This is a genomic window from Hoeflea sp. CAU 1731 (assembly GCF_039888615.1).
GTDB lineage: Bacteria > Pseudomonadota > Alphaproteobacteria > Rhizobiales > Rhizobiaceae > Flavimaribacter.
Window position 1 is genome coordinate 1 of the sequence record NZ_JBDQQS010000006.1, and the last position, 14,675, is coordinate 14,675.

Below are 14,675 nucleotides of genomic sequence, written 5' to 3' on the forward strand. Positions count from 1 at the left end.
TTCCACCTCGCCGCAACAGCCCAAAATCTTCGCAAGCTCGCAAAGCTGATCCCGCAGCCAGCGTGACAACCGAACCCGATGCTGTTCGGCAAGCCACCAGAAGCTAAATCAACTAAGCCTTTTCCATCAAAATCGGCCGGAAGAGGCGATACACCTCTCGAAGATGCCAAACTGAGCAATAATGCTGAAAGCCTGATCAAGCAGCTTCAGACAAAGTAATCTGGCGTTTTCCGATTTGTTGTGGCGTCACCCAGAAAGACAGACTCGGTGGATTCCTGTCATGCACAAGACAGGAATCCACGAGAATGAGCGTTTTCAATCCCTTCGTTTTTTTGCGCGCCGCAACAGTTCTTCCATCAGAGCGCCTGTCTCAATTGCAGAAAGAGTCTCCTGATCACCGCCTGGTGGCGAGGAAAATTTCGTACCGAACTCTGTGAGAATACGACGTCTCTTTTCCAGGTCCATGGTGGAGTAACCCTCCGTCGTTTTGACGTTCCCGTGGCCGAGGTTGAGGCTCAAGGCCTTGGTCACTGCCATGCTGGACTGTTCGTCATACGCCAGTTTTCCGTGGACATGCCGGAACACATGTGGCGTATACGGCGGCAATCCCACGCGCTCAAAGCACTTGGGTACGAGTCTGGTAACGATCTGGGCATCGGCAAGAAACTCTTTCAAGACCTCGCGTTCTCCGAACGCGGCACCCTCGCCAGCCACGAAATGTGTTCGCGGAAACAGGGGGTCCCGGTTACTGAAGCCCAGATCGCGAAGCTCCTGCACATAGTCACTCAGGTATCCGATCCATTTCGAGTTAAGCGGCAGGATGATACTGGTGATGGACTTCGAGAACTTGGTGTCGACTTCTGCTCCCGGCTGGTAAACCGACGATTCTTCCAGATCGACATGCTCAAGCCTCAATGTCGCGAGGGCACCGACCCTGATGGCCGTGAGCGCCAGCAGTGCCATCATGGCCCGGTTTCGCCGTTCCGTCAGGGACGAGTGAGGCATGGCCGCAAGGGCGCGATCGATTTCCTCAAGGGCCGGTGTCTTGATGAACCGTTCCACCGGCCTGGCCATGCGACACTGCTTTTCCGTCAGATTGAAGTAGGTGGTGTCCTTCCGGCAGACCAACTTCGCATACTCGTCATGATCCGAGAGCCATTCATTCAATCGTCGAACGATCGAGAGATTGGCCTTGATTACGGGCAAGGAAAGTCCGGATCCGAGAAGATATCGTTTGTAGGCAATGGCGATGTCTTTGGTCAAACATCCAAGATTTCGAAACTTCGTGAAGTTCTCGAACAGCAGGATTGCAATTTCGTATTTGCGGATTGAACGTTCAGATTGTCGATGTGCCTCAACCAGATCTTCGAAGAAATCCCGTTTCAACCTTTCATTGAAGGGATTACGCGGAAGGATTGGCTTCCTGACGATGCGCTTTCCGGGCTGGTTTTCTAGCCGGTTTGCAGACTCCTGTGGCGCATCCGATTCGTCGTCATTACTGCTCGAACTACAAGATTCAATGAATCCATGTTTCTTGGACAGGAAGGCGTCCAAACGCTTCGAGAAGTTTCCAGCGTCCTCAGCCGGCAGGGTACGGTTGACAGCCGTTCCGCAGACCGCGCAGCGCGCCTTTGCGTTGAATGTGCCTTCTTTACGGCTTTCAACCAGGAGTGATGCCAGTTCGGGCAACTGCGGTTTCTGGCATCCGCAGCAATAGAACTCGAACGGGCCGCATTTTTGTCTTCTTCCTTCCCACTTTTCGCGAAGGATTTTTTTAAGTTCGTGGCCAAGAATCATGGGTGGCTCCTTGTCGTCCATCAGTGGAAGGCCGGCCGCGATCCACTCTCGGATCGTGTCTTCGGTTCGGTCGAGAGCCTGCGCCGCTTCCGGGATCGTGTAGCTCTTCGTCACTCTGATGCGCCGGTAGTCAAACCGGCGCTTGTTTTTCCTGGTCATCAAAGGACCCTCATTTCTGGATTTCATTTGTATTCGGATGTCGATTGAAAACGATTGGCCGCTAGCCACTCGTCGAGGTCCGGATCCGTGTAGCCGACCCGGCGGCCGAGTTTCACGAAGGGCGGTCCCCGCCCGTAGACACGCATCTTGGCCAATGTGCTCACGCTCAGACCGAGATAATCGGCGGCCTGTCTTGGGCTTCTGATCGAGAGACTGGGTACGTTGCTGGGCCGCTGAGTATTCACTGATACATTCCCTTTCTTTCACCGGACGATTCCGGCAACGGGGGGAATGGTGAGGAATCAACTTGCGAAAGTCGCGGTGAGTATTGGGGTAAAGTTCTGACCTGAAAAAACAGTTGAAAAATATAATTAAAATCAGAGCTTTGTTTGAAAGGCGCGTATGTTCAGCCGTATTGTTTCGAGTGAAGTCCCCTTGATTATTGCCCCCAGAAATTCGATTCGATGCAGGTCGTATTCATCTGCCAGATTGGAGAGCTCGCTGGGGCTGATGGACATAGTATAGCCTTCCGTGTTCTGGTCGCTGTCGTATTTTCCGGCCAGCCGGCAGTAGGTCAGATCTTCGGAGATCTCTGTGTCTTTGCGTAGCTTCTTCTCCCAAGTTTTGAGAGTTTCATCGCTTTTCAGATGCAGCGCATCCGCCACCTCCTCTAGCGCTTCGTATTTTTTCATCCCATTGCCGACCCGGAAAACAACCTGGCGTACTGCCTGGAGTTTCCATTCCTTGAGTGAATACGGCTGTCCCCAGCGACCTTTCCTCTCGGGTTGAAAGATCGGATCAATCTCGCCGTCTTCGAATTTTCTGAGTGCTTGCTGCAATTCATGGCGCCAGAAATTTCTGCTGCCCTGACGCTGACCTAGCATGCTGTTTACCAGAGCACGAAAAGCAACAGTGCTGACGAGATCCGGCTTCTCGACGACGCCTTTCCGTGTCTTCTTAACATGACGTGCTGTATAGGCGTTCAGCGCCTGCTGGTATGAATCGAGCAATTCCAATCCCTTGTCCGCCTTCAATTCTGGGTCATCGCCCGACGAGAACCGGTGTGTGTCCCCGGAATGATACAGTTCAGGTTCCCACTGAAATAGATTGCCGATGTGTTCCAGCGCATGTGAATCCGGTCCGAATTTGATCTTCATCCTCTTTTCGAGAAATTTTGCCAGTTCAGGCATCGTGAAGACCATTGAGTGACCAGTGAGGTGAGCCTCGGCCCAGCCGGTTAACTGATCGGCTAGGGTCCACAGTAGATCAATGGCTTCTCCCGCTTTCTCCAGCTTGCCAGCTTCGGTCTCCGAACCACCATCCGGCCTCGAAGTTTCAAGGAGCTCGATTAATCGTTCGATGATTGGTCGTACATTTTCGCTGAGTTGTTCGTGTGGCATTTTTGTGCACCTATTTTGGAAATTGCCAGACGAGAGTTCTTTGACAACGCTGAAATATTGTTGTCGGTATCCGCAATCAAACACCAGCTTCCATGTTGAGGCATATAGGTGTTGTTCTTCGCGAGTAAGGGTCAATCGTTGGGAGACTGTGGCTGGTCCACGTGTGCCAAGATTGACCTCAAAGTGAGATAGCTTATTCAAGGTAAATCGAGAGATAGAGCATCATTGAGCGAGTATAATTCAATCTTCTAGGAGGGTAAAAACCGGGTCTGAAGTAACTATTTTGAATCTCTGTTTGGCCCGTTTGCTGCCAGCGACGTTATGCTCCGGTTCCGTTCTCTTGTGGACAATGCGTCTCGTGTTCGTGAACACCGGCCAAGATAGCAACTGATGCACTGTTTCATACGGCGGCGTCTCTTTTGGTGCATGCTCGCGCAATTTCGCCTGTTTGCCGGTGGAGCTGTCCCATAAACAGAGGATGCCAGAGCTAAAAGTGAGCAGCAGGTAGGCCGCAATTTCTCCGAACCTCTGTTGCTTACACCGTGGAAAAAAGGCCAAACGCGACTGAAACAGATTGGAAAGGACTGCCTCAAGGCAATCCGATGTTGCCGGCCCCGAGAATTCTCTTGAAGTTTCACTGAATGCACCGTCGGCGGGAGTATAGATTTCGGTGGCACATCACCGTCGAGACGAACAAATTCTGCATTCATGGTTAGCGGCAGAACAAACTCTCGGTTTCCTGAGGGAGCTGGAGACGAGGTAAAGACCGCTGATTTCCGCTGAAAGCGGGGGATCTCGGAAACGTCCTTCTCTACAAGGTCAGTCTGTCGGCAGTGACAGATTGTTGTAATAAAACGATCAATCAGATTTTCAAGAACCGGCGCGCGTTTTCCCCCATCCACAGTTTGCGGATGTCCTCACTCATGGTGAGTTCCGAGAACTCGTCAATTGAGCGCTCAATCGGCATCATCGGATAAGAAGTGCCGACCATGATCTGTTGTTTCAGAACACTCCTGCCGTATCGCAGAATAGACTCGTATCCGTTGTCTGGGACTTTCAGGTATTTGGGCCGAAGAGCAACGATTCCAATCATGACGTTCTTGTGTCGCCAAGCGACAGCCAGCAGTTCCTGCACCCAGGGCCAGCCGACGGGTGAGGCGCAGACCTTCAGTTCGGGGAAATCCACCATCACTTCGTCCAGGAGTGCGGGCCGACCGTATTCCATAAGCGATTTGATTGAAAAATTGGTGCCGGTATGAATGTTGACCGGGATATCGAGCTCGATGCACTTCGCATAAAGAGGGTACATCTTCTTGTCATTGATAGGGAGCCGATGTTCGAAACACTGCAGGTTCAGGCCGATAAGCCCCAGTTCCTTGACTGCATGCTCCAGCTCCCTGAGGGCTGACATTCCCTTGTGTGGGTCCACTCCTGCGAATCCGACAAACCTCGGCCCATGTTGCTGACAGAACGCAGCGACTACCTCATTACTGAGCTTGAAGCCGAATGTCGTTTCGACGTCCCGCGCCTTGATGACGACGCGGTCGATCCCCAGCCGGTCATATGCCGCGAGATAATCGGCCAGGGCATCGTCTCCCTTTTCGCTGGAAACTTGCTTCTCGCTTGCGGAATAGACGCGGCGATAATTGTCGAGATGGCCCAAATTCGGGTTCATCTCGGGTATCGGCGGGCGGCTGGAATAGTCGATCCTCATTGCTCGTTCTCCAATTGTCCCCAGCCGCCACCGCCGCAGGTTTCAATGCCGTATACGTCGCCCGGGATCGCTTCGCGGGTATTGTGTGCGCCGAGATTGACGGTCGATCCCTCGCGTTCCAGCGTGACCGAGGCGGCACGACCGGGGCCGCCACCGTTCATTCCTTGTGGGGGATATGTGCAACGATCTCCGGTAGAGGAAAAGCTGACGCCTTCTCCCGTGACCTCGAAGACCTTCCTGATTCCCATCCCGCCCCGATACAGTCCTTCACCTCCGGAATCCGTTATGAGTTCGTAGGATCGAATTCGCAGAAAGTCGGTTTCGTTCTCGGTGACTTCCACCGGCGTGTTGCCAGTGTTGGAAAGCGGCTGAGCGATCCCGTCGCATCCGTTTCCTTTGACGGAAGCACCGAGACCTCCGCCGATCACTTCCTGAAAAACGTGTCGCTTTCCGCGATGGTTCTGGGTGAATACAACGGAAGTCGTCGCATCATGACCGGCTGCAGCGACCCGGTCGGGGACCACCTCGGCCAGAGCTTTCCGACTGGCGCTGTAGATGCGGTAAGACGTCGTCATGCGGTTGCGAACGGCAATGGGGTATTCGGGATCGCAGACCGAGCCTCGCCGGGTCGTGACCTCTATCGGCCGGTAGCTTCCGTCATTGACCATCGCCTCGACGTCTACCAGGGAAACGAAGAGCGTATAGACCGCCGAGTGAGTTGAAGCAATGGGCGAGTTTATCGGTCCGGCGATCTGGTCGCTGCTGCCGCTGAGATCGATCTCTGCCGCGTCGCCGGCGATAGTGATCCTGACATGGATCCTCGGAGGCGCTGCATTCGGTAAAAGGGGATCGCAGAAGTCCTCGGCATCGTAGACGCCATCCGGGATGTTGCGAATTGCGCTTCTCATGGTCCGTTCCGCGTAATCCTGAAGGTCGGCCATCCACTGGATGACCGTATCGACGCCATAGCGTCCGGTCATGCCCTGGAGCAGGGTCCTGCCACGCCGGCATGCAAAGAACTGGGCCCGGAAATCCCCGATAACCAGAGACGGGACGCGGACATTCGCGGCGATTATCTTCTCGATCGGACCGCCGTCGAAGACCATATCCTGTTTGACGCGCAGCGGCGGCAGTATGAGCCCCTCTTGGTAAAGCTGCGAGGCATGAGCGTTCATCACAGCGCCACCGCCTATGTCGACATGATGCGATATGCTTCCCGAGAAGCCGCAAAGCCGCCCCTCGTGGAAGATCGGCATCAAAAGGATAATGTCATTGAGATGCTGTCCGTAATGGTACGGATGATTCATGACGTAGATGTCGTCTTCAGCACTGTCGGCAAAATCAAAAGATTCCTGCCATCCCCGTACGGCCATTGCCAGAGAGTTCATGTGCATCGGGATCATGATCGATTGAGAGACTACCCGTCCCTGGGGATCGAGGATGCACGTCGACGTATCCTTGGCTTCGCGGGCGATCGACGAGTAGGCGGAGAGGAGCATCACCGTACCCATCTCGTTCGCGACGGATTCAAAAAGGTTGTTGGCAATCGCCAGGGTCGTGCTGTCAGTTGTCATTGCTCATGTCTTCCCGGTTCTGACCGCGTCAGTTCCAACACACCATTCTCGTCGGCAAAAACTTGCCAGTCGGCCGGCACGAATATCGCCGATGCCGGTTCGTGAATGAGCGCCGGTCCCGCCAAACGCACCCCCGAGGGAACGGATGCGCGCTCGTAGGTAGTGAGAACCGGGCCACCTGGAACCGGGGGTTCAGAGGACCTCGATAAAAATTCACCGTGCGTGGTGTATGTTTGCTGCCGCGACCGCTTGATATTCAGGATCGCATCGACGCGGTAGTTTACAAGTTCGATGGCCTGGCTTCTAAACGCGTGTCCGTATCGGTCGGTATGCACTGCGTGGAAGTTTTCGGTCAGGGTTTCCAAAAGATCCGGCGAGGGCGGCAGTTCCACAGTCAGTTCGAACCCTTGGCCGACATAGCGTGCATCGCCAAACCGGGTGAAACTGACATTGGTCAGGTCGATCCCCATCTCATTGTACCGGTGGGACAACTCCTCCTCAAGCACTTCGAATTCCCGGTTCAGTGTTGCGTGATCGAGTGTCTTGAGAGCAGTACCGGGAACGGCTTTGATCGCATCGAGCCGCATGGGTGCCACTGTAAGACCGAAGCTGGAGAAAATCCCCGGCAAACGCGGTATGATGACACGGTTCGTACCGATTTCTTGCGCAACCGGTGCTGCAAACAGGGAGCCCCCGCCTCCATAAGGCATGATTGCGTACTGCATCGGGTCGCGGCCTCTTTCAACCGTGATGCGCCTGATTTGCTGCGCAATATTGGAGACGGTGATCGTGTACACGCTCTGGGCCAGCTGGAGCGGTGTCATCTCGAGCTGGCGGCACAACGGGGCTGCCGCTTCCATCGCCAGATCGGGGTTGATGACCACCTGGCCGCCGCCGAAGCGTTCCGGATCGATGAGACCGTACAGCAAGAGTGCGTCGGTCACAGTAAAATGGTCTCCGCCGCGTCCGTAACAGGCCGGACCCGGATCGGAACCGGCGCTCTGCGGCCCGACACGTAGCATCCGGCCAGCGTCGACGTGAACAATCGATCCGCCGCCTGCGCCGATAGTGGATATGTCGAGCATCCGGATATTGATCGGATTTCCATCGATACGGTATTCGGAGAGCCCCTTCGAGACCATCTCGGGGGATGCTTCGGTAATGATCGATGCATCGCAGGACGTGCCGCCGACGTCCATGGTGATGACGCTCGAGCTGTCGCGTCCGTCTACGACTGAAATCGCCCCCGTAACGCCTGCAGCCGGGCCTGAAAGGATCATCCTTACAGGCTGCAACGCTGCTGCCTCGGCAGGAAGGATGCCGCCATTTGATTGCATGATCATGAGCCGGTGCCGAAATCCGAGGATGCGCAGCTGCTCGACGAGATTGATGATATATCTCCGTACCAGCGGACGGACATAGGCATTAACGACTGTTGTCGCAGTGCGCTCGAACTCGCGAAATTCAGGTGCAGTATCTGAGGAAATGGAAATATCGAGGTCCGGATAGGTCTCGGCGATGATATCGCGCGCGCGGCGCTCGTGTTCTGGACTGCGATAGGAATGAAGGAAAGCAATTGCCAGGGAGGTGATCGCTGCACCGTCCACCAGATCGGCAGTCTTGGCCAGTAGATCGTTTTCGCACAGGGCGATCAATTCCCTGCCGGTCGCGTCGACCCGCTCCTGAACGCCGCGAATGCTATCGCGCGGTACCAGGGACTCCGGTCGCCGGTAGAACGGGTCGTAGATATTGGTTTTGTCCTGCCTCGCGATAAGCAGGACATCCTCGAAGCCGGCGGTGGTGATGAGACCGGTCCGGGCGCCCTTGCGCTCGATAAGGGCATTGGTGGCAACGGTCGATCCGTGGAGTATCTCGGTGACGTCCTCCATCCGGCGATCGGCTTTTTCGAGCAATTGTCTGACGCCGTCGATCGCTCCGACGGAGGGGTCATCGCGCGTCGAGGGCACCTTGATTTCGACGGCATCGCGGCCCGCTTCCGCAAGAATCAAATCAGTAAAGGTGCCGCCGATTTCGATTCCAATCTTCATCAGGTGACCCTTCCAGCCTTATCTCCAGCGACCGTATCGTGAAACGATGCCCGTTCGGCATCGCTCCAAGTTCCCGTCTCGCAGTCATAGGAGGGAATGTTCGAGATCCAATCTGCATCCTTCAGCATCTGCTTTGCTACCTTGCCAGAGGGTGTCAGGGGAAACTCGTCGATAATGGAAATGAATCTGGGCCTCTTGAAGACGGCCAGATTCCGGGAGGTGTGATCGATGATCTTGTCAGCCATCACGTCGCGATCCGACGCTCCCGTCACGGGTACTACACAGATTTTCAGTTCTTCGCCGCGATCCCCCGAAGGCACCGGTATCGCTGCGACTTCGTAGACACAGTCGAGTTCCCGCACGACGGCTTCCACCTCGCGGGCGGATATGTTTTCACCCGACCGCCTGATGGAATCCTTTATCCGGCCAACGATGTAGTAAAAACCATCTTCGTCGCGCCAAAATAAGTCTCCCGTGCGGAACCATTCGTCGTCGAATGCTTCGCGGGTCGCCTCGGGATCTCCGAAATATCCGCGCAGAATGCCCTGGCCACTGATCTGAAGTTCACCGACCTCTCCGGTACCGACCTCCAGACCATCCTTGTCCACGATCCGGGCGCGCCGGAAGGGTGCGGGGCGACCGCAGCTCCCGGCATCGGCCTTGTCGGTCGCCTCAATTGGAAGAAACAATCCGCTGCCAATCTCAGTCATGCCGAACGCTTCGCGCGCCGTTACATTGAACCGCTTCTCGATCTGCTGTCGATTGTAGGGGGTCACGCCGTAGACATTGGCGCGGATCAAGGCGTTGTCCGCATCATGCGGATTTGGCGGCTGCTTGAGTGTGAGCGCAGGAAGGATACAAAACTCAATTCCATATTCGCGGATCCAGCCCATGAACCGGCTCGCGCTCTGTTGCTGAGCAACGAACAGCGTGCCGCAACGGTAGATCGCCATCAGAAGCAACCAGTGCGGATCCATGTACGTAAAGGGCGTCGATGCCCAGATCTTGCGGTACACTCTGCCGTCCCGAGCGGCGTTGACCTTGCCGCTGATCAGCCAGTACCGGTGAGTGAGTTCACATCCCTTAGGGAATCCGGTCGTTCCGGACGTGAACTGTATATTGACGAGATCGTCGGCGGTGACATGGACTGCCGGAGGGTGTTTGCCGCGGCCTGTGTCATAGATGTCGTCCAGTGATTTGAAATCGGCAGAGGACGGTTTTCCGCCCGCAACCGCGACGCCGTTTTTTGGAAGAAGCGCCTGTGTTTCTCCGGTAAGCACCTTTGCGCAGTTGTCATGAACGACAAACCGGCAGGCCTTGCTCTTTCGGATGACGAACGCCACCTCCCGCTGCTCGTATCGAATGTTGACGGGTACGATCGCGGCGCCCAGACGGGCTAGGGCCAACCACAAAACCGGATAGTCGACTGAGTTGGGCAGCATGACCGCAACGGCATCGCCCTTGCGAACGCCCCAGTTATGGAGTGCGGTCGCCATCTGCATGACCATCCTGCGCGCCTCAGCATATGTGTGCGTGACTCCGTCATCCACAAAATTCCAGATCGTCGCGTCAGGGGCTTCTGCAGATGCTCGGTCGAGCAGGTCGTTGAGCGAGGCAGGCAGGGGCTCTGCTTCGATTGTTCGACAGCGTTCTGCTGCCGTCAGCCCGTCGGGGCCCGTCGTTTCGGCTTGTCTGATCATATCACCTTCTTGATCCGGTCGTGGTTACCCAGAGCGAAAGTATGAGCGAATTTACTGTTGATGAATTATCAAATTTAGATAACTTCATAATCTGGATGCATAAACGCTCGCACATTACCATCAGGCAACTGGAGACATTGGCTGCCGTCGTGCACTACGGCACCCTGAGCAAGGCTGCGGAGTCGCTGAACATCTCCCAACCTGCCCTTAGCCGGACGCTGTCCAATCTCGAGGACCAGCTTGGCATCAGCCTGTTCTTGCGGGAGAAAAAGAGGTTGGTGCTGACGGGCGAGGGCCGCATCCTCGCGGATAGGACCCGCAACCTGCTCGAAGGCGTTACCGATCTGGAGAGGCTTGCCGTCGACCTGAAGTCGCTCCGGCGGGGTCGGCTTTGTGTTGTGTCGATCTCGGCATTCTCCAACGGCATCCTGTCCGATTGTGTCGCAGGCCTGCTGGAGCACAGTCCGCAACTCGAGATCGCGGTGCGGGCTCAGAGCGAAGCGATGATCCTCGAGTGGGTTGCCACCCGAGAAGCGGATCTGGGCGTCACAATGCTCGATGTCACGCATTCGCGCGTAGCCTCCGATCTGCTTTTCGACGTCGATGCGGTCTGCGTGCTGCACAGAAGCCATCCGATGGCGGCACAGGACGTCATCCGACCAGAGCATCTCGAAGGATCGCGGTTTATCCGGTTCTGCAGCGATACGCAGACCAGCGGTCGCTTCGAAAGGCAACTTGGCGGTACGACAGGGATCGGCAGTTCTACCCTGGAGGTCTACTCGTCTATGAGCGCGTGTGAGCTCGTTCGGCGCAATCTCGGTGTCGCGTTGACGGATCCCTTCACGGCCATAGCCTACGCCGAATGGAGCGAGATCGTCATGCGTCCTTTTTCGATCCCCATCCCCTACAACTTCTATCTTCTGAGACCGCTGCACCGGCCGCAGTCCGAACTGGCAACCACCATGATCGGCCTGATCCGCGAGAGAGCCGTGCAGATTGCCAATTCAAACTCTCTGAAACTGCGTCTTGCCATATTCTAGTGGCGCAAGATTTTGGTTCTTCATATAACGAACCGCTATCAAAACATCGGAAAATGATAATTTTCGACGACACGTACGCGGCACTACTCTGTTTTCTGGAAAAGCAAAGGGCGTCGACCCGAAATCAAGACAGAGGAGAGCTTTATGAGACGTTTTATCATGACACTGGCGGCAGTGTTCGGATTCAGCATGCTGCATTCAGCCAACGCACAGAGCCAGTCACTGACGATGGGCACCTGCGGTACCGGAGGAGGCTGGTACCAGGCTGGTACCCTCATGTCCAATGTCATCAGCAAGAATGTTGAAGGTCTCGATATCAACGCGGTTCCGACCGAGTGTGCCGCATTCAATCTTGTCGCCCTCAGCCAGGGAAGGCTCGACTTCGCCTTTACCACCAGCAACCTTTCGCGGTCCGCGCTGATGGGAGAGGGAAATTTCTCCGCTGCAGGTACCAAAGACAAGGTACGCGCGTTGTTCAGCTACAGCGTCAGTTATCTTCATATTTTTACGCTCGATCCGGACATCAAGTCGATCAAGGACCTGAAAGGCAAACGCATCGCCGTGGGATCTCCGGCCAGCAGTTCGTACCAACAGGCCGTTGCGATCCTGAAGGCGGCCGGTATCGATCCAGAAACCGACGTGGAACTCGTCCAGGTCAACCTTGCCACCGGAACCGAACAGTTGCGCGGTGGACAGGTGGATGCGGAATTCTGGTCTATGGCTTTGGATGTCCCGGGCATGCTGGAACTGGTGAACAGCCGTGACACGTATTTCATTCCTGTGCCGAATGATCTGTACGACAAAATACCGTCTGAACTGGGGCTAACCCAGGTGGAAATGCCTGCCAATGCCTACCCGACGGTGGAAGACGCATTCCCGACGCTCGGCATCTATTCGATCATCGTCACGACGACCGACCTCGACGACGAGGCGGCCGAAAAGATCGTCGGCGGATATTTCGAGAATCTTGAGGAGTTCAAATCCGGCATGCCGGCGTCGGCCGTGGTCGCGACGAAAGAGACTGCGTTGGACGGCCTCCCGGTGCCATTGCACGACGGCGCTCGTGCATATTACACGGAGAAAGATTTTCCCGGTCTTTCCGACTTTGACGCACGCTTGAAGGCGAGCGGGGTTGCCGACTGACCGGTCTTCTCGGATCATGCAAATATCGGCGACAGGCACACCCGGTGTGCCTGTCAGTTGCCGGACTTCCGGCGCATTATCGCAATCTCTCGCCATGAGTGTCTGTTCTTCCGTAACGCTGACCCCACAATGCCGACCAGTTCTTTTGCAGGCTGCGCCATCCTTTTAGGATAATCTCGCCATGGATTTGACCGTTCCCGTTATACGCAAAGCCTTGGTTGCCGCGCTGGGAACGATCCTGCTCGCGATGATGACCTACACAGTGTTTGCTGGGATATTCGAAATCATCCAGCAAATTTCTATGGTGATCATGCTGCTGTTGCCCTGCGCCTTCCTGCAGAAGCCGGTCTTTGAACTTGCATCCGGAGCCGGCAGCCGCCTTGCATTAGCGATTGATGTCGTAATCGCGTTCGCGGTCATCGTGGCGGCAGGACATATCTTCTTCGGCTTCGAAGCCTATTTCCAGAGAACGCAGTTTTTTCTCGCAAATGGCTACGATATTCTGGCGGGCCTTATAATCGGAGCCGCTTTTCTGGAGGCTGCTCGCCGCCACATCGGCATTCCGATGGTCGTACTCTGCCTGATTGCCCTGGCTTACGCTGCCTTTGGCCAACTCCTGACCGGTACTGTTCAGGGAACGCCGTTCGATGTCAGTTCCTTCACCCAGCTCGTACTGCTCGGAAGCAACGGGGTCTTCGGGCCGGCCCTGCAGGTCACATCTACCACTATCTATGCCTTCATGCTCTATGGCGCTGCACTCGAGGCGCTGGGCGCCGGAACGATATTCATGCAGATCGCCAATGCGCTCACCCGGCGTAGCTACGGAGGACCTGCCAAGGCTGCCGTTGTCGGCAGCTCACTCTTCGGCACCATCAGCGGCAGTTCGATGGCCAATGTTGTGATGACTGGCTCGATCACCATTCCCATGATGAAACGGACCGGTTTCAAGCCGCATGTCGCGGCATCGATCGAAGCCGCAGCGTCTTCCGGCGGCCAGATCGTGCCACCCATCATGGGCGCGACAGTATTCGTCATTGCCGCTTACACCGGCACGACCTACGGCCAGATCGCCTGGCATGCCCTGATACCCGCTTTCCTGTTCTACACCGCCATATTCGCAAACGTTCACCTGACAGCTTTGAAAGAAAATATCCGTCCGCTGGACACCGCAGAAAGGTGGACTAGGCAGGACGGGTACAAGGTGGCGGTCGTCCTGTTACCCACCATTCTTCTAGTCTACCTGCTCGTAACGCATTTTCCGACAATGCTGACCGGGTTCTACGCCACTGCAGCTCTCCTCATCATAACACTCCCTTTCAGAACCCTTCGCATAACGCCGTCACGTTTTCTCCACGGCGTCCTGTCTTTGACACGTGCGATCGTCATCGTCGTGGTCGCCTGTGGGGCAGCGGGCATCATCATGGGAGTCGTGCTGCAGAGCGGACTGGGAGCTGAACTGTCCACCCTCATGCTCGATATTGCGGGAGGCAACATCTACCTTCTTGCCGTTCTTACGGCGCTTGTCAGCATTGTACTTGGGATGGGACTTCCCACCATCGTGGTCTACATCATACTTGCCACATTGATCGCACCGGCGCTTGTCAATGCCGGCTTGTCGGTCATCGGCGCTCATCTTTTCGTTTTCTATTATGGCCTGGCTGCGCTGCTCACCCCGCCGCTTGCGGTGGTGTCCTATACGGCGGCTGGCATAGCCGGGAGTGATCCGAACTACACGGGTTTCTACGCCGCTTGGTTCGCTTTGGCTAAATATGTTGTGCCCTTCATGTTTCTGTTCAATCCGGAATTGGTTGGCGAAGGTCCTTGGATGTTGGTTGCCGCAAAATTCGTGTGCGGAATAGCCGCACTATTCTGCGTTTCACTCGGAACGATAGGATTTTGGCACAACAGGCTTAGTAAGTGGCAACGAGTTTTGTATTTTGTGACTGCGATTCTTCTCGGTGTCGTGCCCTTGTCGGTTAACATGGTAGGAGTCGTACTATTTGCCATTCTCTGTACGATTCACTTCCGAAGTTCGCTTTCGTTTAGCCGAGAACAAGCGAAGGATCCTCCGTAAAATGATAGATACGTCATGGGCTGTCG

The 14,675-nt window shown here is 55.5% G+C and carries 10 protein-coding genes; 3 read left to right on the forward strand and 7 right to left on the reverse strand.

Annotated features, from left to right (window positions below; translation table 11 throughout):
* Positions 1-315: 315 nt before the first annotated feature.
* From AAFN47_RS11110 to AAFN47_RS11140, 7 genes are all read right to left on the reverse strand, one after another.
* Positions 316-1,911 (reverse strand): tyrosine-type recombinase/integrase, encoded by a 1,596-nt coding sequence (locus AAFN47_RS11110; RefSeq protein WP_499809296.1) that lies wholly within the window; start codon positions 1,909-1,911, stop codon positions 316-318.
* Between the two features lie 68 nt (positions 1,912-1,979).
* Positions 1,980-2,201: a helix-turn-helix transcriptional regulator gene (locus AAFN47_RS11115; protein ID WP_499809297.1), complete on the reverse strand. Its 222-nt coding sequence runs from the start codon at positions 2,199-2,201 to the stop codon at positions 1,980-1,982.
* 132 nt (positions 2,202-2,333) lie between these two features.
* Positions 2,334-3,356 (reverse strand): hypothetical protein, encoded by a 1,023-nt coding sequence (locus AAFN47_RS11120; protein WP_499809298.1) that lies wholly within the window; start codon positions 3,354-3,356, stop codon positions 2,334-2,336.
* An 862-nt stretch (positions 3,357-4,218) separates the two neighbouring features.
* The gene (locus tag AAFN47_RS11125; RefSeq protein ID WP_499809299.1) at positions 4,219-5,070 is read right to left on the reverse strand and encodes an amidohydrolase family protein; all 852 of its coding nucleotides are present in this window, start codon (positions 5,068-5,070) and stop codon (positions 4,219-4,221) included.
* On the reverse strand, positions 5,067-6,644 hold the full coding sequence (locus tag AAFN47_RS11130) for a hydantoinase B/oxoprolinase family protein (protein WP_499809300.1): 1,578 nt from the start codon (positions 6,642-6,644) through the stop codon (positions 5,067-5,069). The genes AAFN47_RS11125 and AAFN47_RS11130 overlap by 4 nt, the downstream gene beginning before the upstream one ends.
* Entirely contained in the window at positions 6,641-8,692 is a 2,052-nt protein-coding gene (locus tag AAFN47_RS11135) for a hydantoinase/oxoprolinase family protein (protein ID WP_499809301.1), read from the reverse strand. The genes AAFN47_RS11130 and AAFN47_RS11135 overlap by 4 nt, the downstream gene beginning before the upstream one ends.
* On the reverse strand, positions 8,692-10,392 hold the full coding sequence (locus AAFN47_RS11140; protein ID WP_499809302.1) for a class I adenylate-forming enzyme family protein: 1,701 nt from the start codon (positions 10,390-10,392) through the stop codon (positions 8,692-8,694). The genes AAFN47_RS11135 and AAFN47_RS11140 overlap by 1 nt, the downstream gene beginning before the upstream one ends.
* 41 nt (positions 10,393-10,433) lie before the next feature.
* Here AAFN47_RS11140 and AAFN47_RS11145 point away from each other — a divergent pair, with 41 nt between their 5' ends.
* The 3 genes from AAFN47_RS11145 to AAFN47_RS11155 all read left to right on the forward strand — a co-directional run bounded on the left by AAFN47_RS11145 (position 10,434) and on the right by AAFN47_RS11155 (position 14,649).
* Positions 10,434-11,432: a LysR family transcriptional regulator gene (locus tag AAFN47_RS11145; RefSeq protein ID WP_499809303.1), complete on the forward strand. Its 999-nt coding sequence runs from the start codon at positions 10,434-10,436 to the stop codon at positions 11,430-11,432.
* Between the two features lie 144 nt (positions 11,433-11,576).
* Positions 11,577-12,575, forward strand: a complete 999-nt coding sequence (locus AAFN47_RS11150; RefSeq protein ID WP_499809304.1) for a TAXI family TRAP transporter solute-binding subunit — start codon at positions 11,577-11,579, stop codon at positions 12,573-12,575.
* 181 nt (positions 12,576-12,756) lie between these two features.
* Positions 12,757-14,649 carry a TRAP transporter permease gene (locus AAFN47_RS11155; protein WP_499809305.1) on the forward strand — a complete coding sequence of 631 codons (1,893 nt, stop codon included), beginning with the start codon at positions 12,757-12,759 and terminating at the stop codon, positions 14,647-14,649.
* Positions 14,650-14,675: the final 26 nt, after the last annotated feature.

Coding starts and splice junctions, on each gene's coding strand:
- AAFN47_RS11150 (WP_499809304.1), top strand. CDS start 11,577: ATGAGACGTTTTATCATGACACTGGCGGCAGTGTTCGGATTCAGCATG.
- AAFN47_RS11130 (WP_499809300.1), bottom strand. CDS start 6,644: ATGACAACTGACAGCACGACCCTGGCGATTGCCAACAACCTTTTTGAA.
- AAFN47_RS11140 (WP_499809302.1), bottom strand. CDS start 10,392: ATGATCAGACAAGCCGAAACGACGGGCCCCGACGGGCTGACGGCAGCA.
- AAFN47_RS11155 (WP_499809305.1), top strand. CDS start 12,757: ATGGATTTGACCGTTCCCGTTATACGCAAAGCCTTGGTTGCCGCGCTG.
- AAFN47_RS11120 (WP_499809298.1), bottom strand. CDS start 3,356: ATGCCACACGAACAACTCAGCGAAAATGTACGACCAATCATCGAACGA.
- AAFN47_RS11135 (WP_499809301.1), bottom strand. CDS start 8,692: ATGAAGATTGGAATCGAAATCGGCGGCACCTTTACTGATTTGATTCTT.
- AAFN47_RS11145 (WP_499809303.1), top strand. CDS start 10,434: ATGAGCGAATTTACTGTTGATGAATTATCAAATTTAGATAACTTCATA.
- AAFN47_RS11125 (WP_499809299.1), bottom strand. CDS start 5,070: ATGAGGATCGACTATTCCAGCCGCCCGCCGATACCCGAGATGAACCCG.